The sequence below is a fragment of the Allobosea sp. 05T433 genome (assembly GCF_056396065.1).
The window spans coordinates 25630-45821 of the sequence record NZ_JBFTKS010000031.1 but is presented as its reverse complement, the minus strand read 5'-3'; the positions used below and the strand labels follow the sequence as shown (position 1 = coordinate 45821).

Here is a 20192-nt window from a genome sequence, read left to right as displayed (position 1 = left end):
CGTGAGCAAGCAGAGACATGTCGTGGCCGTGGTCGATGACGATCCGAGATTGCTCGAGTCGCTCGAGGACCTGCTCGAGTCGGCCGGCTATGCGGTTCGCAGCTTCCCCTCCGCGGCAGGGCTGATCGGGGCGGGCCTCTCCGGGTTGGATCTCCTCATCACGGATATCGGAATGCCGGGGATGGACGGCTTCGAGCTGCGTGACCTCGTAAACCGGGAACGCCCGAACCTGCCGGTCTTTCTCATCACCGGGCGCCACGAGATTGCCGGGCAGATCAGGGCGCGCGCCGTGGAGAGCTTCTTCTGCAAGCCCTTCGACGGCCAGGCCCTGCTCACGGCGATCGCCAGAGCCTTGCGTCAATAGAGAGGTGGAAGGTGGACATGATCGTTGACCGCTCGCTTGCCCGAAATTCCGTGCCGCGCTCGGCTCAGCGCCAGGCCGAGGCGGAGCAGCCCCTCGTCATCATCGTCGATGACGACGCTTCGGTGCGAGAAGCGTTGTCCGAGCTGATGCTGTCGGCCGGCTTCCAGGCGGTGTCGTTTGGATCGACACAGGCCTTGCTGGAGACCGGCGCACTCGACAAGCCGGGGTGCCTGATCCTCGACGTGCGCATGCCCGGCTCCAGCGGGCTCGACCTCCAGCGCCAGCTGACAGCGAATGGACATCCCAAGCCGATCATCTTCCTGACCGCGCATGGCGACATCCCCATGACCGTTCAGGCCATGAAGGCCGGCGCGGTCGACTTCCTGACGAAGCCGGTCCGCGACCAGACGCTACTGGACGCCGTCAGCGCCGCGATTGCGCTGGATGCGGCGCGACGGGCGGAAGCGGCGAGGGTCAAGGGCCATGCCGAGCGCCTGCGGACCCTGACGCCGCGGGAGCGCGAGATCATTCAGGAGGTCGCGCGCGGCCGTCTCAACAAGCAGATCGCCTTCGACCTCGGCATCAGCGAGGTAACGGTCAAGCTGCACAGGGGCAACCTGATGCGGAAGATGGAGGTCGCCTCCATCGGCGAACTGATCCGGGCCTGGGAGGCCTTGCCCGTCGGACTGCGCGAGGCGCAGGCGGCCTAGGTGACGCGGAGTTGGAGCGCCGCTCCCGGGGGAAAGGCGGGGATGCTCCAGCCTTGACGAAGGCGAGGGCGCGGCAATCCCGCCGCCGCGCCGCGATCCTCGGGATTTTCGGCGCGGGGGAGGGCGTAGGGCCTCTGCGGCGATCAGGTCAGCGAGATGCCGCCATCGACGGCGAGGTTGACGCCCGTGACGAATGCGCCCTCGGCGGAGCAGAGAAAGAGGGCTGCCTGCGCGAGTTCTTCGGCCTTGCCCATCCGGCCGAATGGGATCATCCGTGCGGCCTGCGCTTCGACCTGCGGCTGCGCTTGGGGAGCGACGCCGAGCTTTGCGAGGATCGGTGTGTCGGTCGGGCCGGGGCTGAGCACATTCACGCGGATGCGCCGATCCTTGAACTCCAGCGCCCAGTTGCGGGCGAACGCCTCGATCGCGGCCTTGCTGCCAGCGTAAACCGCGTGGCCCTCCAGCACCTTGCGGCTCGCGACCGAGCTCGTCAGCAGGATCGCGCCGCCATCACGCAGCAAGGGGGCCATCGTCTGCACACCGAAGAAGGTGCCGCGCGCGTTGGTGAAGAATTGCGCGTCATAGTCAGCCATCGTCACGGCGGAACTGGGCTGAATGCGGATGCCGCCCGCATTCGCCACATAGATATCGGCCTTTCCGAACCGCTCCGCGACCAGCGCGGCGACACGCTCATGCGTGACGACATCGGCAAGGCCGATGACCTGACGCCCCAGTGCCGTGACCGCTTCGTTGACTGCGGTTTCGCGCCGTCCGACGATCACGACCTTCGCGCCTTCGGCTGCGAAGAGACGCGCTGTCGCGAAGCCGATGCCGCTATTGCCGCCGGTGATCACGGCGATCTTGCTCGACAGTTTTCCCATGTGGACCTCCATTTGGATGATCCGAAGCTGGGCCGGTCTGCGCTGAAATCAAATCATGCGAAAGGTATTATATCCTATACCTCTGTATAGAGTGGATCGACCTGGGGCGTATTGATCGAAAACGACAATAATTTCAGGATCGAATTGCCTCGAAAACCGCTTGTTGCGTGAGTGTTTCTGCGGTTTCGGGGTCGACGGTTCGGGGCGTCTGCGATGAATTCGTCTTCCTGAAGTCTTCAGGCCGTCGCTGAATATTTTAGCCTTGGAGGCGTCGATGCCGAACAAAGCCTTTTCCTGCCCGCCCGACCTCACTCGGCGGGATCTCCTGCGCGGCACGGCCGGCATGGCGGCGGCCGGAGCGCTTCCGTTCCCTGCTTTCGCACAACCCGCCATCGCGCCCCCTCACAACAGCAGAAGGAGCCAACGCATGAACTACGTGACGACCAAGGATGGCGTCGAGATCTTCTACAAGGACTGGGGCCCGAAATCGGCCCAGCCGCTTGTCTTTCACCATGGCTGGCCGCTCAGTTCGGACGACTGGGACGCCCAGATGCTCTTCTTCCTGGCGCAGGGCTTCCGGGTCGTCGCTCACGACCGGCGTGGACATGGCCGCTCCAGCCAGGTCAGCGAGGGCCATGACATGGACCATTACGCCGCCGACGCCGCGGCCGTCATCGAGCATCTCGACCTGCGCAACGCCGTTCATATCGGCCACTCCACGGGTGGGGGCGAGGCGACGCGCTATGTCGCGCGCCATGGCCGGAGCCGCACCGCAAAGCTCGTCCTCATCGGCGCGGTCCCGCCGATCATGGTCAAGACGGACCGCAATCCCGGCGGCCTGCCGCTCGAGGTCTTCGACGGCTTTCGGCGGAGCCTCGCCGCCAATCGCAGCGCGTTCTACACCGATCTCGCGGCGGGTCCGTTCTACGGCTTCAATCGGGCCGGGGTCGAGGCGGATCCCAGCCTCGTCCAGAACTGGTGGCGCCAGGGCATGATGGGCGCTGCCAAGGCGCAGCATGACGGCATCAAGGCCTTTTCCGAAACCGATTTCACCGAGGACCTCAAGGTGATCGAGGCGCCGGCTCTTGTCATGCATGGCGATGACGATCAGGTCGTCCCGATCGGCGCCAGCGCACCGCTTTCGGCCAAGCTGCTGAAGCGGGCGACGTTGAATATCTACAACAAGTTGCCGCACGGCATGGCGACCACCCACGCCGATATTGTCAACAAGGACATCCTCGCATTCATCCGAGGTTGACGATCGAGGACGAGGCGGCGAACGAAACCGCCTCGTCCTCATTGCAGTCCCCGGGCGTCAGGCGTGGCTCTCCGAAGCCGGGCGCGACCTCGCTCGGAGGTCAGGCAGAGGAACGTGCCGGTGTGACCGCGGCCCCGCCGGCTGGCTCCTGGGACCGGGCCGGCGTCTCTGTTGCGGGAGCCTCTGCGTCGCCGTCCTCCTGCTGGTCGCCCGGCCGCCTGGTCCTGAGCAGCCTGAGCACGAACACGAAGAAGACCGGTACGAAGAATATCGCGAGCACGGTCGCCGAGATCATGCCGCCCAGCACGCCGGTGCCGAGCGCGTTCTGGCTGGCGGCGCTCGGGCCGGTCGCGATCGCCAGCGGCACGACACCGAGGGCGAAGGCAAGCGAGGTCATGATGATCGGCCTGAAGCGCACTTTCGCCGCATCCGCCGCCGAATCCAGCAGCGACCGGCCCTCGGCATAGTAGTCCTTGGCGAACTCGACGATCAGGATCGCGTTCTTGGCGGAGAGGCCGATGATCGCGATCAGCCCGACCTTGAAGTAGATGTCGTTGGGCATCCCCCTCAGCATGACGGCGAGCACGCAACCAATGATGCCCAGCGGCACGACCAGCATCACCGAGAGCGGGATCGACCAGCTTTCGTAGAGACCGGCGAGCAGCAGGAACACGAAGAGGATGCTGAGCGCAAACAGCATGGGCGCTTGCGAGCCGGACTTGATCTCCTCCAGCGATTGCCCGGTCCATTCGAACCCGAACCCGCCCGGCACTTCGGCAACGAGCCGCTCCATCTCGGCGATGGCCGCGCCCGAGGACTGGCCGGGAGCCGGCTCGCCGGTGATCCGGACGGTGGGATAGCCATTATAGCCCACGATCTGCGGAGCGCCCTTCTGCCACTGCGCGATCGCGAAGGACGACAGCGGAACCATCCCGCCTTGCGCGTTGCGAACGTTGAGCTTGAGCAGGTCCTCAGCCTGGAGACGGTCGCGGTCGCGCCCCTGGACGATCACCCGCTGCATGCGTCCGGCGTTGGGGTGGTCATTGACATAGGACGAGCCGAGATTGGCGGTGATCGTGGTGTTGATGTCGGTGAAGGTGACGCCGAACGTGTTGGCCTTCTCGCGGTCGATGACGAGCAGAAGCTGCGCGGCGTCCGGCATGCCCTCGATCCGCAGGCCCGTGACCACGTTGCTCTTGGCGGCGCGGGCCAGCAGGTCCGCGGCCGCTGTGGCGAGCGCCCGCTGGCCGGCGCCGGCGCGGTCCTGGAGGCGGAAGGCAAAGCCGTTCGTCGTGCCAAAACCCTCGATCGGCGGCGGCGACAGGGCAAAGGTCGTCGCGTCCTTCAGGCCAAACAGCTGGGCATTGGCGCGGTCCGCCACGGCCTGGGCCGTGCTGTCGGCGCCACGCTCGCTCCAGTCCTTCAGCGTCACGAAGGCAAGCGCGGCGTTCGCCCCGTTGCCGGAGAAGCTGAAGCCCTGGATCGCCACGACATTTGCGACGGCGGGGTCGGCCTGGAAGATGCCTTCGATCTGCTTGATCGAGGCGAGCGTGCGGTTGGCGCTGGCTTCCGGCGGGCCCTGGATATCGACGATGACATAGCCCTGGTCCTCGTTCGGCACGAAGGCGCTCGGCAGCTTGACGAACAGGTAGCCGAGCCCGACGACCAGCGCGAGATAGACCACCATGACCCGACCGGCCCGCTTCGCCAGGCTAACGACGCTGCGGGAATATCCCGCGGTCACCCGGTCGAAGCAGCGGTCGAACCAGCCGCCGAGCCCCTTCTTCTCGTGATGTCCCTTGGCGATCGGCTTCAGGAACGTCGCGCACAAAGCCGGCGTCAGCGACAAGGCGAGGAAGGCCGAGAACAGGATCGAGACGACCATGGTCAGGCTGAACTGGCGGTAGATGATGCCGGTCGATCCGGGGAAGAAGGCCATCGGGATGAAGACGCTGGCGAGCACGAGCGTGATGCCGAGGATCGCGCCGGTGATCTGGCCCATGGCCTTCTGCGTCGCCGCGCGCGGGGACAGGCCTTCCTCGGCCATGATGCGCTCGACATTCTCGACGACGACGATGGCGTCGTCGACGAGGATACCGATGGCGAGCACCATCGCAAACATCGTCAGCACGTTGATCGAGAACCCGGTCGCGAACATGACCGCGCAGGTGCCCAGCAGCGCGACCGGCACGACCAGTGTCGGGATCACGGTGTAGCGGATGTTCTGAAGGAAGATCAGCATCACGATGAAGACGAGCCCGACTGCTTCCAGCAGCGTGAAGAGCACCTTCTTGATCGAGGCCGAGACGAAGGGACTGGTATCGTAGGGAATCGACTGCTCGACGCCCTTGGGGAAGAACCGCGAAAGCTCGGCGAGCTTGTCGCGGATCGCCTGCGAGGTCGCGACCGCGTTGCCGGTGGACGAGAGCTGGATGCCGACCGCCGCGCTCGGCTTGCCGTTGAGACGGCTGCTGAAATTGTAGTTCTCCGCGCCGAGCTCGATGCGCGCGACGTCGCGCAGCCGAACGGTGCTGCCGTCGGCATTGGCGCGCAGTACGATCTCGCCGAACTCGGCCGTGTTTGCGAGCTGACCCTTGACGAGCACCGTCGCGGTCAGGTCCTGACCGACCGGGTTCGGCGCGGCGCCGATCTGGCCGGCCGCCACCTGGGCGTTCTGCGCGCTGATCGCGGCCGTGATGTCGTCGGCGGTCAGCTTCAGGCCGACCATCTTCACCGGGTCGATCCAGACGCGCATGGCGCGCTGGGCTGCGAAGAGCTGCGCCCGGCCGACACCCTCGATGCGCCGAAGCTCGCCGAGCACATTGCGGTTGAGGTAGTCGCCGAGCGCGACCTCGTCCATTTGTCCGTCCAGCGAGGTCAGCGAGACGATCATCAGGAAGCCCGCGGATGCCTCCTCGACGGAAACGCCCTGCGTGGTGACCGCCCGCGGAAGCCGGGACTCGACCCGCTTGATCGCGTTCTGGACCTTGACCGAAGCCTGATCGATATCGGTGCCGGGCTGGAAGGTCGCGTTGATCGAGACCGAACCGGAGGTATCCGAGGTCGACTCGAAATAGATCAGACCGGCGACGCCGTTCAGCTCCTCCTCGATCAGGCGGGTCACGCCCTGGTAGATCTCCTGGGGCGAGGCGCCGGGATAGGCGGTCGAGATCGTCAGCTGTGGCGGCGCGACCTTGGGGTACTGCGCGATCGGCAGGAAGGGCAGGGCCAGCGCGCCGGCGATGCAGATGAACAGCGCGAAGACCCAGGCGAGGATCGGCCGCCGAATGAAGAACTGTGCCATGTCAGGACCTATCGGCTCTTCGAGCCATCGGCATCGGTCGCAGACGACCAGGGCTCCGGCGCCAGCTTCGCGCCGGGCTGGAGTTTCTGGACGCCGTCGACGGCGACCTTATCGCCGGCCTTGAGGCCGGACAGGACGAGCCAGTCGGAGTCGATCGCCTCCCCGAGCTCGACGTCGCGCGCCTCGGCGGTATTCTCAGGCGTGATCACGTAGACTTGGGCTCGCCCCTCCTGCGTGCGGACGACGGCGCGCTGCGGCACGGTGATCGCGCCCTCCCGGACCGCCTGCTCGAGACGGACGCGGACATACATGCCGGGCAGCAGATCGCCCTTCGCGTTCGGGAACTCGGCACGCAGCGTCACCTGGCCGGTCGTCGCGTCGACGCTGGCACTGGCGAACAGCAGGGAACCGGCCTGCGCATAGGTCGCGCCATCGTCGAATACCAGCTCGACGCGGGCTTTGCCCGGCTCCGGGCTGGCGAGCTTGCCCGCGTCGACCGATCGCTTCAGCGCCAGGAGTTCCTGGGCCGACTGCGTGAAATCCGCGTAGACAGGGTCGATCTGCTGGATCAAGGCCAGGTGTTGGGTGGCGTCGGCGGTGACGAGCGCGCCCTCGGTGACCAGGGCTGCCCCGATGATGCCGGTGATGGGGGCCCGGACCTGGGTGTAATCCAGGTTGATCTTCGCCTCGGCCAGCGCGGCTTCGGCCAGCCCGACATCCGCGTTGGCCTGGGCGAGCGCCAGTTCCGCGTTCTCGAAATTGATCCCGCTCGCCACTTCGCGCTCGCGCAGCGTCTTCTGGCGCGCGAGCTGCTGCTCGGAATTGGCCTTGAGGGCCTTGGCCTTCTGAAGGGCGGCCTGCGCGCTCGCGACCCTGACCTCGAAGAGCTTGGGATCGATCCGGTAGAGCACGTCCCCCTGCCTGACGAGGGTGCCCTGCTGGAAGACGCGCTCCAGCAGAATGCCCGAGACCCGGGCGCGGACCTCGGCGACGCGCGTCGCGGCGATGCGGCCGGGCAGGTCGCGGACGACCGGAACCGCGCGCGGCTCGACCTGAAGGACKGCAACGGCAGGCGGCGGCATCTGGGACGGGTCCTGGGCGTTCGCTGCCGCCACCGTCATGGACAGGATGACCGCGACGGCGCCAAACCGGCGCAATAGGGATTGCTCCCCGACCTTCGACAGGCGGGAAGGACGCAAAACAGATTGGGAATTCATGGGGAAGCCGGAGTTTCTGGGATGAGTTCAAAAATGCTTTTGATGCCGTTCAGGATGGCGGCGCGTTCGGACGGATCGAACTCGCGGAACCCCTGATATTCGATGGAGGAAAGCCCAAAGAGGGCGAGATAGGCCATCAGGGACGCGAAGGGCTTGTCGGTCCCGGCCTGGATCGCATCGAGGTCGCGGGAGAGCCAATCGCGCATGCTGCGCTGAAAGGCATCTTGGTGGGACGCCGCCGCGCTGACCGCCATCGCAATGGCGCGTTCGTCCTCGGAGGGCTGCCCCGCGGCGGTGGCCTCGATCCTGCCGAAAAGTTCGGGATTAGGGGTCGCGACGGCTGCCGCTACGGCGGCGGCCACCTTCTTGTCGTCGGCCTTGATGATCCGCCCGATGAGGGCCTCGAGCACGGCGCCTTTGGACTTGTAGTCATAGAGGACGCTGGATTTTGCGATCCCAGCCTCCTTGGCGACGGCATCGATCGAGAGGCCAGCCGCGCCGCGGCTGAGCACGACCCGCTCCGCCGCGTTCAGGACCTCTTCTGGATCGTGCTTTCTGTGTCTGCCCATATCGATTTCCTGGCCAAGGCGGGAAACCGCCCGGCCTCATTGTGATATTTATATACGAACGTTCGTACGGAAAAACAATCCTTCTCCGCCGAGGAGGCGAGGGGCGGGAATAGGGTATCGCGCGGCCCGTTTTGACGCGCGAGAGGGACTGGTCCGTCCATCGCCCCTGCGGCGGGCCAGTCCCATTGATCAGAACACTTGGATTGCCCGATCGTTGCCGATTGGCTCGCGTGTCAGTTTGATCGCTGAATGGCACTGATCATCAGCGGCCAGTGGCCCGTGCCGATGGCTGCACGAAAGGTGGTTTCCGCCAACCCGCTTGCCGACCCGCCTGAGCGGCACCGAGTTGGAAAATCAACCCTTGTCGATTTCCGCCGCGGCGATCTCCGCGACGCGAAGGGTGGGCGCGATATGTTCGGTTTCCCCATCCTCGATGAGCCAGACCGCCGAAAGCCCCGCCCAGGCGAGAATCCAGCGAAGCAAGCGGCCGCGTTCCAGCTGTGCGGCATGAGCGACGACGTCCACCTGTCGGGCGAGGCGACCACGCGCCGTGGCGACCGGATGATCCGGATTGCAGAAGAGATTGGCGTAATCGAAGCCGCGTTCGCCTCGCAGGCCCTTGGGATCGATTGCGAGCCAGCCTCGTTCTGCGAAATCAAGGATGTTCGCGTGATGAATGTCGCCATGCAGCGGGACGACATCGCGCGGATCGGCCAGAAGCATGCGTGCGGCCTCGGCGCATCGGACGAAGATCCCGCCCTGAGGTGCAGCATGGAGCGCCCGAAACCAGTCGGAGAGCGGGACAAGATTCGATGGAGGCGCTGCACGCGGCTTGTGAAGCTCGGCAACGGCCCTGCAGAGCACGACGCTCGCTTCATCATCCCTTCCATGCTCCGCCATCGCAGCGAGCGAGCGGTTGCCGGTCGCGCGTTCGAGCAGGATCGCATCATCGTGGTGTTCAATGACGCGAGCAGCCCCGATCCCATTCCACCAGATCAGGAGGCCCGCACCCCGCTTTTCCTCAGGCACCGTCGCGATCTTCAGCATGGGCCGGCTCGCCGTTCCAACGAACCGGGAGGAGGCGGCTGGTCCGTGTCAGGATCGGCTCGCCGTCTTCAGCCAGCGCCCAACGACGAATGTAAGGGGTGAAGTCGCTCTCGATCGCCATGATCTTCTTCAGTGTCAAACGGAGGGTTGCGGGTGATGCAAGGCAGCCGCCTGGCCTGGAATGTCCTCGTTCAGGCAAGCGCATGATGTGACAAATCCCTGAAGCGGGGAACTTGTCTGCCGGGCCGTTCGTTGCCCCCCGTCCAGGCGTCGACAAGGTCCCTTCCGTGAGCAGCATCTTCCTCCCGCTTCTCAGGCGGATCAGGCCAAGCGAGACGTCGGCCCCGGCGATCGCGTCCGACCAGACGCTGAGCAGTTTTGTCTGGCGCGCCAGCGGCGCCCATCAGTTCTATGTCGGCCTGATCGCGATGGCGGTGGCGCTGCTCAACTTCGCGCCGATCGATCTCCAACGGCGGATCGTGGATGTGGCGATCGCCAACCGGGACGTCCGGACCTTGCTTTTCCTGGGGGCGCTCTATCTCGCCATCGTCCTGCTCCAGGCGGCGTTGAAATATGCGCTTCTGGTCTATCAGGGCTGGGTCAGCGAAAGCGTCGTGAAAAAGTCGCGCGACCACTTGACGGTCGTTGCCACCGAGAGGGCATCGTCCGACGGGAACACGAGCGGGCAGACGGTCAATGTCATCGGCCGGGAAATCGACGGTGTCGGCGGCTTCGTCGGGGTCGGCATCTCGGAATTCGTCGTCAACCTGACCTTCCTTTGCGTGATCCTCGGCTACATGCTGTACATCCAGCCGCTGATCGCGCTGATCAGCATGGTCTTCCTGTTGCCGCAGGTCTTCCTCGCACTTTACATGCAGGCCGACCTCAACACGCTCGTCGAGCGGCAGGTCGGGCTGGTGCGCAAGCTCGGCGACGAAACCGTCGCCCAGAGCGGGAGCGGGGCCCGGAGCGGTCCAGAATCCAAGCCGACTCCGACGGAGTCCGCCACGATCCATGCGATCTTCCGCAACCGAATCCGGTTCTATGTCCTCAAATACGGGCTGAAGACCTTGCTGAACGTCGCGAATGCCATCGGTCCGCTGATGGTTCTCATCGTCGGGGGCTGGATGGTGATCCAGGGGCAGACGACGATCGGCACCGTCGTCGCCTTCATCTCGGGCCTGGAGCGCCTTTCCAGTCCCTTGCGCGACCTGCTCAACTTCTACCGCGAGTACCAGCAGGCGAAAGTCCAGTACCAGATGATCGGACGCTGGGTCGAAGGCAAGACCTGAGCCGGATCGAGGCCGGGTTTTCCGCGCGGGGCAGGGGCGCTGCCACGGCTTCACCCGTTTCCCGGATCAGCGCCAGGGCTGTCGAATGGTCCGGCCTCAGTGTTGCAGGCGGGATCATCGCCGAAGCTTTTTTGGGAATGCTACGGTCGGGACCGAAGCATTTATCCGCCCGATGCTGCCATAAGCGCCTGAGCCGCGTCAGGAGCTTCATCATGTCCTCTCTTTCAGCGAAGCCACCGTTCTTCGGCTGGCATATCGTCGCTGCGACCTTTGTTCTGGCGGCATTCGGGTGGGGCGTCGGTTTCTACGGGCCGCCGATCTACCTGCAAACCGTCGTCGAACGGACCGGCTGGTCGGTGGCCTTGGTCTCAGCGGCTGTCACCCTGCACTTTCTGGTCGGAGCGGTCGTCATCGCCAATCTGCCGCGCCTCTATCGAAGCCTGAGTGTTCCCGTGGTGACGGCTCTCGGGGCGGCCTTGCTTGCTGCCGGGGTCGTCGGCTGGGCGATGGCCAGCGAGCCGTGGCAACTCTTCTGCGCAGCTCTGTTGAGCGGCGTGGGCTGGGTTGCGATGGGCGCCGCAGCCGTCAATGCGATCATCTCCCCCTGGTTCGTGAGTTCTCGCCCTGCGGCTCTCTCGATGGCCTATAACGGAGCCAGTATCGGCGGCGTGATTTTCTCACCTCTATGGGTCGCTCTCATCCTCGCCATCGGTTTTCTCAAGGCGGCGATCGTGGTCGGCGTGACGATGATCGCCGCTATTCTCTCCCTGTCGATTTTTGTGTTTTCAAAGACTCCCGAGCGACTGAGCCAGTTTCCTGACGGCATTCGGCCAGACGCAGGTCCGGCTGCGGTCAGCGCTTCGGCTGCGGCGGCCATGCCAAAGGGATCGCTGTGGCGGGACCGTCGTTTCCTGACGCTGGCGGCAGGGATGGCGTTGGGTCTGTTCGCCCAGATCGGCCTTCTCGCCCATCTGTTCTCCCTGCTCGTCCCGGCGATCGGGCCTCAAAATGCCGGGCTGGCCATGGGCGGCGCAACGATCGCCGCGATCGCAGGCAGGACGGTGGTCGGCCTCGTCATGCCTGCCTCGGCGGACCGCCGCCTCGTCGCCTGCGCGAGCTATGCGGTCCAGATCGGCGGGTCATTGACCTTCCTGATCGCGGGCGATGCCAACGCAACGCTGATGATCATGGGCGTCATTCTGTTCGGTGCGGGGATTGGCAATGCCACATCCCTGCCACCGCTCATCGCACAGGTCGAATTCGGCAAGGCAGACGTTGCCCGCGTCGTTCCACTGATCGTTGCCATCGGACAGGCAAGTTATTCCTTTGCKCCGGCCGTGTTCGGCGCTCTGCGGACGCTGTCGCCAACCGGACTGTCGAGCTTCGATGGGGCAGCGCTGTCTGCGGTCGCTGCCGTGGTGCAAGCAGCCGCCATTGCCTGTTTCCTATGGGGGCGCCAAAGGCGCTCGCTGCCAGGCGCGACCGCATGACGGAGACAGGCCCCTTGGACCTGGCAGGGGCGAACCCTGTGCGGCTAGCCCTCGCCACCTGCGTCGGACAGCACCCTTGCCGGCACGGGGAGGACGGTCGCCCTCTGGCCGTTTTGCGTGGCCAGCCATTTCAGATAGCGCAGGCGTGCCGCCACCGTGTTGCTGCGATGGGTGTTTTGCAGCCACTCAAGATACTCGGCGAGGCGAACGGTGATGATCTGGACGGTCTTGCCCTTGGCCAGAAGCAGCTCCGTCGCGGCAGCGAACTGGCGCTTCCATTCGGGATAGGAGCGGGGGATCCTGGGGTCCTTGCCGACCATGTCCAGCAAGGCAGGAAAGTCATCTTCCGAATACCACGGTACCAGCACGGTGTCGTAGTAATCGAACTTCCGCATGGCTGTGTCCGCCCAGCAATCGGAAAGCGTCGCCCACCTGCGATCCTACCAGTTCTCCAGCTGGTTTACGAGTTGCGCGCAGTGCCTCACCGGTTTGCGCGCGGGCGAGTTGCAGATCTCGGGATATCCGGTCGGCGCCATCACGAAGGATGCAAGCCCTCCGTCGGGCACGGAAAGCCCGTTTCAAGCCCGTTTCCTGGGCTCTGCCCCGATCCCGCCCCGGCGCGGGGATCGGCCGTTTCCTTCGCGCCCATTCGGTCAGGCGCGCCTAGGCGCTGGCCGGCAAGGATTTCAGCGTCCTGATGATCTCGCTCTCGGTATAGGGTTTTCGAAAGAACCGGGCCCGCTCAGGCAATTTCTGAGGGTCGACCCGGACATGGCCCGAGGTCACCATCAGCCCGATCGGCGGCCATTTCTCGCGCACGACCTCGACCAGCTGCAGGCCGTTCAGCGAGCCCGGCATCTCGACATCGGTGAAGAGGATGCGGACATCGTCGCGTTGCTCGAGAATGGCCAGGGCCTCGTCGGCGGTCGCTGCCTCGACGGCGAGGTAACCGGCCTCCTCGACGAGCAAGGCCGCATACATCCTGATGATCGGCTCGTCGTCGACAACGAGAACAACCGGCTTTTCCGCGTCTGTAGGCACTGGGCTTCTCCTGAACCGCCTTCTTGTCGCGGCGGTAGAGGTCCAACGGCTCATGGACCGCAACGTTCCGCCGTCGCGCCTGCTTTGGGCGCTACGGACAATGCAGGCTGTTGGCATGGCCGGCGGAGCGCTCCCTCGTGAAGCTGCCCGCCTGGCCGCGCGTGCCGGCAGCGGAAGCGGAGCGCGGGTGAATGGCGGCAGGCGAGGTGCCTCAGCAGCGCCTTGGACCGGCGAAGATTCCCGGCCCCTGGCCCGCCAGCCGGGGTCCTCCCGGCGTTCGTGTCTGATTGGCCTTGACCTCGCTGCCGCCCCGGCTCCAGACTGCGCGGATCCAAGGAGATCCCCGGCAAGGGGCTGAGAAACCGCTGGCAGACCGGGTGTTCCCCGGAGAGGCGCGCGGAAATCCTTCGAACCTGATCCGGCTCATACCGGCGGAGGGATGGAGCGTCGCGGCACTTGCCGGCAGCCGAAGGGCTGCCAGATCTCCTTCCCCGAGCGGGCGAGGAGTTTGCCTATGCGAGGCCCGCCACACACCACCCTTCGCCGATCTGGCGACGCTTCCGGGCCCGTCGCCTGCGAGGCGCCGGCCGCCACCGATATCGCCATCATTGGCGGCGGCCTGATCGGTTTGTCCATCGGCTGGCGGCTGGCCCGGCGCGGGCTCGATGTGACCGTTTTCGAGCGTGGCACGATCGGGCAAGGGGCAAGCCTTGCCGCGACCGGCATGCTGGCCGCGGCCGCCGAGCTGGAGCCGGGCGGCGAGGAGCAGCTGCCACTGGCGCTCGAAAGCCAAAGGCTCTGGCCGGGTTTTGCGCGCGAGCTCGAAGCCGAGAGCGGGCTCGGCGTCGACTATCGCCGGGACGGTGTCCTGCTGGTCGCGCTGGGGCGTGAGGAGGTCGAGCGCCTGCGTTTCCGCCATGACATGCAGCGGCGCGCCGAGGTCGAGGCTGCATGGCTTAGCGGGGCGCAATGCCGCGAACGCGAGCCCGGGCTGAGGCCCTCGGTCGTTGCCGGCATTCTCTGCCCGGCCGACCATCAGGTCGATCCGCCGCGCGTCATGGCGGCGCTACGACGCTCCTGTCTCGCGGCCGGAGGGCACCTGGTCGAAGCCTGCGAGGCCGAGCCGGAGCTGGCCGGCGGCCGCGCTCTCGGCGTCTCGACGCCGCGCGGGCTCTGCAAGGCCCCGATCGTGATTGCGGCCGCCGGCGCCTGGACCCGATTTCAGGGGCTCGACATCCCCGTCCGCCCGCTCAAGGGTCAGTCACTCGCCCTGCGCAGCACGCCCGAGACCGGCACGCTCGCGCGTGTCGTCTGGACCGAGCAGGTGCATCTCGCTCCCAAGAGCGACGGCACTCTCCTCGTCGGCGCCACCATGGAAGAACGCGGCTTCGACGACAGCGTGACCGCTGGCGGCGTCTATGCCCTGCTCGACGGCGCCCGGCGCGCACTGCCCTCGATCGAGGAGATGCCGGTCGAGGCGATCTGGTCCGGCTTCCGCCCGACCTCGATCGACGATGCGCCGATCCTTGGTGAGACGGGGATAGCGGGCCTGCTCGTTGCGACCGGCCATCACCGCAACGGCTATCTGCTCGCCCCCGTCACGGCAGCCGCGATCGAGCAACTCCTCGTCGAGAATCGCATCACGGGTCCGGCCGCGTCATTCGGCCAGGCGCGCTTCACCCCCTGTCTGGAGGCAACCTCATGAAACTCATCATCAATGGCAAGGACCGCGATAGCGCAGCGGAGAATTTGGCGGCGCTTTGGCAGGAGGAGACGGCCGAGATGGACTTGCCGGGTCCGCAGGGCTTCGCGATCGCGCTCAATGGCACCGTGGTCCGGCAGGTCGACTGGGCGCAGACGCCTCTGTCGCGCAACGACCGCGTCGAAATCATCCGTGCCTTCGCAGGGGGCTGACATGAGCACTCCGATCGAGGCCCTCACCATGGCGGGCACGGCATTGTCGTCGCGGCTCCTCATTGGCACGGCCGGCTATCCGAGCCAGCGCATCATGGTCGATGCCATCGAGGCCAGCGGTTCGGATCTTGTCACGCTCTCCCTGCGTCGCATTTCGCTGCAGGGCCATGGCTCCGACACGGTGCGCCTGCTTGCCGGCCGCCGCTTCCTGCCCAACACGGCAGGCTGCGAAACCGCGCGCGACGCCATCCTCACCGCCGAGCTTGCACGCGAGGCGCTTGGCACCAACTGGATCAAGCTCGAGGTGATCGGCGATCGCGAGACGCTCTATCCCGATGTCGGTGAGCTGCTGGAGGCGACGCGCCAGCTCGTCGACAAGGGCTTCGTCGTCCTGCCCTGTTGCAACGACGATCCGGTGATTTGCGCTCGCCTGGCTGATCTCGGGGCCGCCGCCGTGATGCCGATGGGGTCGCTGATCGGCTCGGGCATGGGCGTCGCCAATCCGGCCAATCTCGAGCTGATCTGTGCCCGCTCGCCCGTGCCCGTGATCGTTGATGCCGGCATCGGCACGGCCTCCGACGCGGTGATCGCCATGGAATGCGGCGCGAGCGGGGTTCTGCTCAACACCGCCGTCGCCAAGGCCGATGATCCGGTGCGAATGGCACTCGCCATGCGTCACGCCGTCGAGGCCGGCTGGAACGCCCGCTTGGCGGGGCGCATTCCGCGGCGTGGGCGGGCTCAGCCGTCCAGCCCGCAGCTCGGGCTTGTGGGGTCGTGAACAGGCTGCCCGACCGGCTGCTCGTCGTCACCGACCGGCATCAGGCCGTGAAGCCTTTGCCGCAGCTTGTCTCTGCGGCGCTCGCCGGCGGGGCACGCTGGATCTGGCTGCGCGATCGCGATCTCGATCAGCCGGAACGCCGCAGCCTGGCGCAGCAGCTGCATGAGCTCGTGAGCATGGCGGATGCGGTTCTGACGATCGGCGGTGATGTTGATCTCGCCGCCCGGGTCGGGGCACGGGGCGTCCATCTGCAATCGGCTGGGGCGATCTCCGCGGCCCGCGCCGTGCTCGGCGTCTCCGCGCTGATCGGCGTTTCCGCGCATGACGAGGCCGATGTCCGGGCGGCACCAGCGGCAGGCGCCGATTATGTCACGGTAAGCCCGATCTTCACGACGGCGAGCAAGCCCGGCTATGGCCCGGCCCTGGGCCTGACCGTGCTGCGGCGCTGGGCAGCGATCGGGCTGCCGGTCGTGGCCCTTGGCGGCATCACCTGCGACCGCGCGCCACTCTGCATCGAGGCTGGTGCTGTGGGCGTTGCAGTGATGGGGGAGGTGATGCGAGCCGTGGATACGGCCACGACCATTCGCAGCCTTCGCGCCTGCGCGCTGATGAGTCCACGCGCTGGTGTATGAGCAGGTCGAAACGAGAGGAATGGCCTGCGCCGATGCGACGGATCGTGATCCTGGGGAATGCCGGCAGCGGCAAGTCGACGCTCGCGCGAGCACTGGGCAAGCGCCTTGCGCTGCCGGTCGTGCATCTCGACCGCCTGTTCTGGGAAGCCGGCTGGACAAAGGCCGAGCCCGGGCTCTTTCGGGATCGCGTGCGGGACGCCGTGTCCGGCGATGCCTGGATCTGCGAGGGCAACTACTCCCGCCAGACCTTCGAACTGAGGCTGCCGCGCGCCGATATCGTCATCTGGCTCGACACCCCGCGGACGACCTGCCTGGCCCGCGTCCTCTGGCGCTGCATCCTGAACCGGCCGCGGCCGGATCTCCCCGATGGCTGCACCGAAAAGCTGGATGCGGAATTCCTCGGCTTCCTCCGATATGTCTGGGCCTTCGATAGGGACAAGCGACCGCATATCGAGCGCGAGCGGGTCGCGACGGCCGCCAATGTCCCGGTGGTCTATCTCCGCGACGCCGGACAGATCTCGGCATTCGTGAATGCGACATCGGTCGGGCAGGGCGGCGCGGGGAGGGCACGGTGAAACAGGATCTCGACCTGATCAGGGGGCTGGAGGAAGAGCTGTTCAAGCCGTCGGTTCGAACCTCTCCGGAAGCCCTTGATCGGCTTCTGGCGGATGGTTTTGTCGAATTCTGCCGCTCCGGCGGCGTCCATGACAAGACCGAGGTGATCCGAAGTCTTGCCGAGGGCAATGCCCAGACGGTCGAGGTGCCGGCAGCCAGGGATTTCGTTCTCCGATCCCTGGCCGACGACGTGGTCCTGCTGACCTATCTGAGCTTTCGTGTCGCCCATGGCCGGGAAGAGCGGCACACGCTGCGAAGCTCGATCTGGCGGTTCATCGACGGCCGCTGGCAGATGGTCTTTCACCAGGGAACGCCTGCTGGCCAGCCGTCCTGACGGGGGCTTCGTGGGGGGCTTGAGCCGCCCCGGCGGTGTTGACCCAGATCCGCGATCGTCCCTCCCGCTGCGCCCGGGCGGGACAATCGCAATCGCCATCACCACGCCGAGCCCGGCCTCAAGCCCGGCGCCGTTCGAGTGCGTGCTCGATCCGGGCCGTCATCCGGCGCAAGGCACGGTGCAGATGGTCGCGCATGAAACCCCGGCAGTTTCGCCGCGCCGAGGACCGTCGTAGCAACGCTGACGAAGTCCAATGTGGGACATTTCGGTGTACTTGACGCCGCGTCTGCAATCTCTTGATACTGCGTGCGGCGAAGCAGATCCGGCGACGCAAAAAGCGGGCAAGGGCGGCTGATGACTGTCGATGAGGCGGCCGCGTTCGTCGCGCAGAGCGAGGAGATGCTTGCGGGTGCGGAAGCGGTACGCCGGCTGCAGCGTTGCTACGAGGCGATCAACGGCGACGATCGCGCCGGCGAGACGCTGGGCGCCATCGCATTTTCCTTCGGCTTCCGCAGCGAGGCGCAGTTCAGCCGCACCTTCAAGGAGCGTTTCGGCATGGCGCCGCGCGAGTTGAGATCAGTCGCCCGCGAGCGCGGCGTCAACATGCTGCCGCCGACCACGGTCGGCGTCGCCCCGGATTTGGTGCAACGACTTGAGCGCTGACATCCTGCCGCAATATAGGCCCGTGCCGATCCCGTCCGGCCGGGGCGAAGCGCTGTCGGTGCCGGAGGCAATCGCCTACACAACGCGATGGATCGACATCCGCCTTTCGCCCGGGGAGGACTTCGACGCGCATCAGATGCGCTGGCTCATGACACAGCTCGCCATCCGGCGCTTGCCGAAACGATCAAGACAGGCGGCGACGGCTCGGCATACTCGGACCGTCTCCATCAGTCATACACAGTCCTCAGGAGGGCGCAGGCGGCGCTGAGCGACGGCAAACATCAGTGGTGGGGCAGCCCGGCTGAACACCAGGCCCGGAAGGCTGCCGAGCGTGTGATGTGGCAGCGGCGCGATCCGGGCCGCGGATACGTGGAGGGCTACGAAAGCCGCTATCAGACCTGGCTCCGCGAGGACCAGTTCAACAGCTGCGTCGCAGACTATCTGGCGCAACCGTGGATGCGGCACCCTGTCCTCGATTGGATGCTCGTCGATGCGATCGTGACGCACGAACTGTCTAGGTTCGGGGAAGCGGTGAAGAAAGCAGAAGAACCGGGGGATCCATGGCGCCGGGGTCGCTATTTGAGGGCCCGCGGCAACCTCGAGAAGCTCCGGAAGCTCGAATGGAAGGCCGACTTCCAGCTGCAATTGGCGTCTGCCGCCTTTTTTATCGTTGTGCCTCTGTTGGGGATAGGGGCGGCCTTCCACTTTGATTGGACAACAACCGGCATATGGCTGTTGGGCATCTACACCCTCGTCGTGATCAACGAACTATGGTCGCTGGTGGTCAAGCTGATCCGTCGCAGCGTACCAGGTCCCGAGAGCAGTTCTCAAACGCTGTGGCGCGAGATGTACGAGGTCTGGCGACTGCTTGAAGGGCCGGTCGTCAACCCGATGCTCGTGGGCGCCGAGTTGGCCAGAACGACGAGGAGGGGAGCTGGATGGAACAGCGCTGCCTGGTCGATCGTCGTGCGCGCGATGGAGCATGATCCACTGGAGTGAGTCGTCGTGCCGGCCGAGCGGGACGCGGCACGCAGCGATGCCGGTCGCCAGGACGGAGCCAGATCGGCGCCGTCTCAATCGTTGAATCCCACATCGTCCGCTTCGGCATCGTAAGGCAGCTTGATGCCGCGCTGCTGGCGCTCTTCTTGGATGGCGCTGTGACGGCTTCGTCTGCTGGCCGATCGGCTGGCGCGGGTTCGGAAGGGGAGAGACCCGCCGCCGAACCCGTCTCTCGCTGATCGCTCAGAGGCCGAGCACCTTGCGCAGCTCCGCCTTGGCGGCGGCGAACTCGGTCTGGAAGTCCTGCTGCTCCATGATGCGCGCAGCGATAACCGAGCCTGCGATGCGGCCGGCGTCGATATCGGAGCGATAATGGATTCCGCCGATCACGCGGTTCCAGCCATAGATCCAGGCCCTGGCCATGATCTCGGTGCGCTTTTCCGGAACCATGTTCGACAGCACGATGCCCATCAAGGTCCCGACGGTGGTGTGGCCGGAGGGATAGGCGCCGGAATTCGAGACCTTCACCACAGGCTTGACCAGCGGGCTCGCCTGATGCGGCCGCGGCCGCTTCCAGCTGTCCTTGGCCGGATCGACCACCGCGCCCTCGGTCGCGACGATCCGATCGAAGAAGGCCGAAAAGACGGGCAGCGCCTCAGTCTTGAAGGCCGGGCCCATCACGTCGGCGAAGCGCCAGACATCCTCGACGGCATCGGCCTGGGCCAGCGCTTCCATCTGCGGCGTGCGCGTAACCTGAATGGTGAGGACCTCGCCGATCTCGGCCTTCGTCTGGACGGAGTCCGGCGCCGGGGGCGGCTTCAGGACGGCTGTGAGGTCGATCGTCTTGCCGGTCGCGAAGGGTTTCGCATCCTCGGCATGGGCGGGAGAGAAAGCCAGCGTGGCGGCTGTCAGAAGAGCGAATGCTATATGGCGCATGGTTGTGGTCCCTGTTGGCCAGGGATCGACGCTCCCCACATATGACAGTGTGATGTAGGTCAATCTCCCGCCGCGCGGTCCTTCTCGCCTTCGGTCGGCGCCCCGGCGGCGACGTCTCGAGCGATTCGCGCCAGGGACATGCCGCGCG

The 20192-nt window shown here is 65.9% G+C and carries 20 protein-coding genes, 1 pseudogene and 1 riboswitch; of the genes and pseudogenes, 13 read left to right on the top strand and 8 right to left on the bottom strand.

Features of this window, described 5'->3' with window-relative positions; all coding sequences use genetic code 11:
* Nucleotide 1 precedes the first annotated feature (1 nt).
* Nucleotides 2-364: a response regulator gene (locus tag AC1DGP_RS29660; protein WP_069881415.1), complete on the top strand. Its 363-nt coding sequence runs from the start codon at nucleotides 2-4 to the stop codon at nucleotides 362-364.
* A 17-nt stretch (nucleotides 365-381) separates the two neighbouring features.
* Nucleotides 382-1074: a response regulator transcription factor gene (locus AC1DGP_RS29655; protein WP_441506926.1), complete on the top strand. Its 693-nt coding sequence runs from the start codon at nucleotides 382-384 to the stop codon at nucleotides 1072-1074.
* Between the two features lie 143 nt (nucleotides 1075-1217).
* On the opposite strand, the gene AC1DGP_RS29650 is transcribed toward AC1DGP_RS29655, so the two are convergent.
* Nucleotides 1218-1955 carry an SDR family NAD(P)-dependent oxidoreductase gene (locus AC1DGP_RS29650; protein ID WP_476832870.1) on the bottom strand — a complete coding sequence of 246 codons (738 nt, stop codon included), beginning with the start codon at nucleotides 1953-1955 and terminating at the stop codon, nucleotides 1218-1220.
* Between the two features lie 427 nt (nucleotides 1956-2382).
* Between AC1DGP_RS29650 and AC1DGP_RS29645 the strand changes: the two genes are divergently transcribed.
* On the top strand, nucleotides 2383-3213 hold the full coding sequence (locus tag AC1DGP_RS29645; protein WP_476777185.1) for an alpha/beta fold hydrolase: 831 nt from the start codon (nucleotides 2383-2385) through the stop codon (nucleotides 3211-3213).
* A 100-nt stretch (nucleotides 3214-3313) separates the two neighbouring features.
* On the opposite strand, the gene AC1DGP_RS29640 is transcribed toward AC1DGP_RS29645, so the two are convergent.
* The 4 genes and pseudogenes from AC1DGP_RS29640 to AC1DGP_RS29625 form a co-directional block, all read right to left on the bottom strand.
* Complete coding sequence (locus AC1DGP_RS29640; protein WP_476832869.1) at nucleotides 3314-6517, bottom strand: multidrug efflux RND transporter permease subunit; 3204 nt, start codon at nucleotides 6515-6517, stop codon at nucleotides 3314-3316.
* A gap of 8 nt (nucleotides 6518-6525) precedes the next feature.
* Nucleotides 6526-7638 (bottom strand): efflux RND transporter periplasmic adaptor subunit, encoded by a 1113-nt coding sequence (locus AC1DGP_RS29635; RefSeq protein ID WP_476832874.1) that lies wholly within the window; start codon nucleotides 7636-7638, stop codon nucleotides 6526-6528.
* A 92-nt stretch (nucleotides 7639-7730) separates the two neighbouring features.
* Nucleotides 7731-8303 (bottom strand): TetR/AcrR family transcriptional regulator, encoded by a 573-nt coding sequence (locus AC1DGP_RS29630; RefSeq protein WP_476769707.1) that lies wholly within the window; start codon nucleotides 8301-8303, stop codon nucleotides 7731-7733.
* A gap of 354 nt (nucleotides 8304-8657) precedes the next feature.
* Nucleotides 8658-9471: pseudogene (locus tag AC1DGP_RS29625) on the bottom strand (aminoglycoside phosphotransferase family protein).
* 166 nt (nucleotides 9472-9637) lie between these two features.
* Between AC1DGP_RS29625 and AC1DGP_RS29620 the strand changes: the two are divergent.
* Both AC1DGP_RS29620 and AC1DGP_RS29615 read left to right on the top strand, forming a co-directional pair.
* On the top strand, nucleotides 9638-10642 hold the full coding sequence (locus AC1DGP_RS29620; protein WP_441506921.1) for an ABC transporter transmembrane domain-containing protein: 1005 nt from the start codon (nucleotides 9638-9640) through the stop codon (nucleotides 10640-10642).
* Nucleotides 10643-10854: 212 nt separating this feature from the next.
* Complete coding sequence (locus tag AC1DGP_RS29615; RefSeq protein ID WP_476832868.1) at nucleotides 10855-12132, top strand: MFS transporter; 1278 nt, start codon at nucleotides 10855-10857, stop codon at nucleotides 12130-12132.
* A 44-nt stretch (nucleotides 12133-12176) separates the two neighbouring features.
* On the opposite strand, the gene AC1DGP_RS29610 is transcribed toward AC1DGP_RS29615, so the two are convergent.
* Entirely contained in the window at nucleotides 12177-12527 is a 351-nt protein-coding gene (locus tag AC1DGP_RS29610) for a hypothetical protein (RefSeq protein ID WP_441506919.1), read from the bottom strand.
* Nucleotides 12528-12795: 268 nt separating this feature from the next.
* Nucleotides 12796-13173 (bottom strand): response regulator, encoded by a 378-nt coding sequence (locus AC1DGP_RS29605; RefSeq protein ID WP_476769705.1) that lies wholly within the window; start codon nucleotides 13171-13173, stop codon nucleotides 12796-12798.
* Between the two features lie 324 nt (nucleotides 13174-13497).
* Nucleotides 13498-13630: riboswitch (TPP riboswitch) on the top strand.
* 57 nt (nucleotides 13631-13687) lie between these two features.
* Between AC1DGP_RS29605 and thiO the strand changes: the two genes are divergently transcribed.
* The 8 genes from thiO (at nucleotide 13688) to AC1DGP_RS29565 (ending at nucleotide 19108) form a co-directional block, all read left to right on the top strand.
* Complete coding sequence (thiO, locus tag AC1DGP_RS29600; RefSeq protein WP_476769704.1) at nucleotides 13688-14878, top strand: glycine oxidase ThiO; 1191 nt, start codon at nucleotides 13688-13690, stop codon at nucleotides 14876-14878.
* A complete protein-coding gene (thiS, locus tag AC1DGP_RS29595; RefSeq protein WP_441492903.1) occupies nucleotides 14875-15087 on the top strand; it encodes a sulfur carrier protein ThiS in 213 nt (70 codons plus the stop codon). Before thiO ends, thiS begins: the two co-directional genes overlap by 4 nt.
* 1 nt (nucleotide 15088) lies before the next feature.
* Nucleotides 15089-15865 carry a thiazole synthase gene (thiG, locus tag AC1DGP_RS29590; RefSeq protein WP_476832867.1) on the top strand — a complete coding sequence of 259 codons (777 nt, stop codon included), beginning with the start codon at nucleotides 15089-15091 and terminating at the stop codon, nucleotides 15863-15865.
* Entirely contained in the window at nucleotides 15862-16497 is a 636-nt protein-coding gene (locus AC1DGP_RS29585) for a thiamine phosphate synthase (protein ID WP_476832866.1), read from the top strand. Before thiG ends, AC1DGP_RS29585 begins: the two co-directional genes overlap by 4 nt.
* A gap of 32 nt (nucleotides 16498-16529) precedes the next feature.
* Complete coding sequence (locus AC1DGP_RS29580) at nucleotides 16530-17072, top strand: P-loop NTPase family protein (RefSeq protein ID WP_441506914.1); 543 nt, start codon at nucleotides 16530-16532, stop codon at nucleotides 17070-17072.
* Nucleotides 17069-17446, top strand: a complete 378-nt coding sequence (locus AC1DGP_RS29575; protein WP_441492907.1) for a nuclear transport factor 2 family protein — start codon at nucleotides 17069-17071, stop codon at nucleotides 17444-17446. The genes AC1DGP_RS29580 and AC1DGP_RS29575 overlap by 4 nt, the downstream gene beginning before the upstream one ends.
* 354 nt (nucleotides 17447-17800) lie before the next feature.
* Nucleotides 17801-18109: a helix-turn-helix domain-containing protein gene (locus AC1DGP_RS29570; RefSeq protein ID WP_441506913.1), complete on the top strand. Its 309-nt coding sequence runs from the start codon at nucleotides 17801-17803 to the stop codon at nucleotides 18107-18109.
* An 87-nt stretch (nucleotides 18110-18196) separates the two neighbouring features.
* Nucleotides 18197-19108 carry a hypothetical protein gene (locus AC1DGP_RS29565; RefSeq protein WP_476832865.1) on the top strand — a complete coding sequence of 304 codons (912 nt, stop codon included), beginning with the start codon at nucleotides 18197-18199 and terminating at the stop codon, nucleotides 19106-19108.
* 243 nt (nucleotides 19109-19351) lie between these two features.
* On the opposite strand, the gene AC1DGP_RS29560 is transcribed toward AC1DGP_RS29565, so the two are convergent.
* Nucleotides 19352-20044: an acid phosphatase gene (locus AC1DGP_RS29560; RefSeq protein WP_476832864.1), complete on the bottom strand. Its 693-nt coding sequence runs from the start codon at nucleotides 20042-20044 to the stop codon at nucleotides 19352-19354.
* Nucleotides 20045-20192 lie beyond the last annotated feature (148 nt).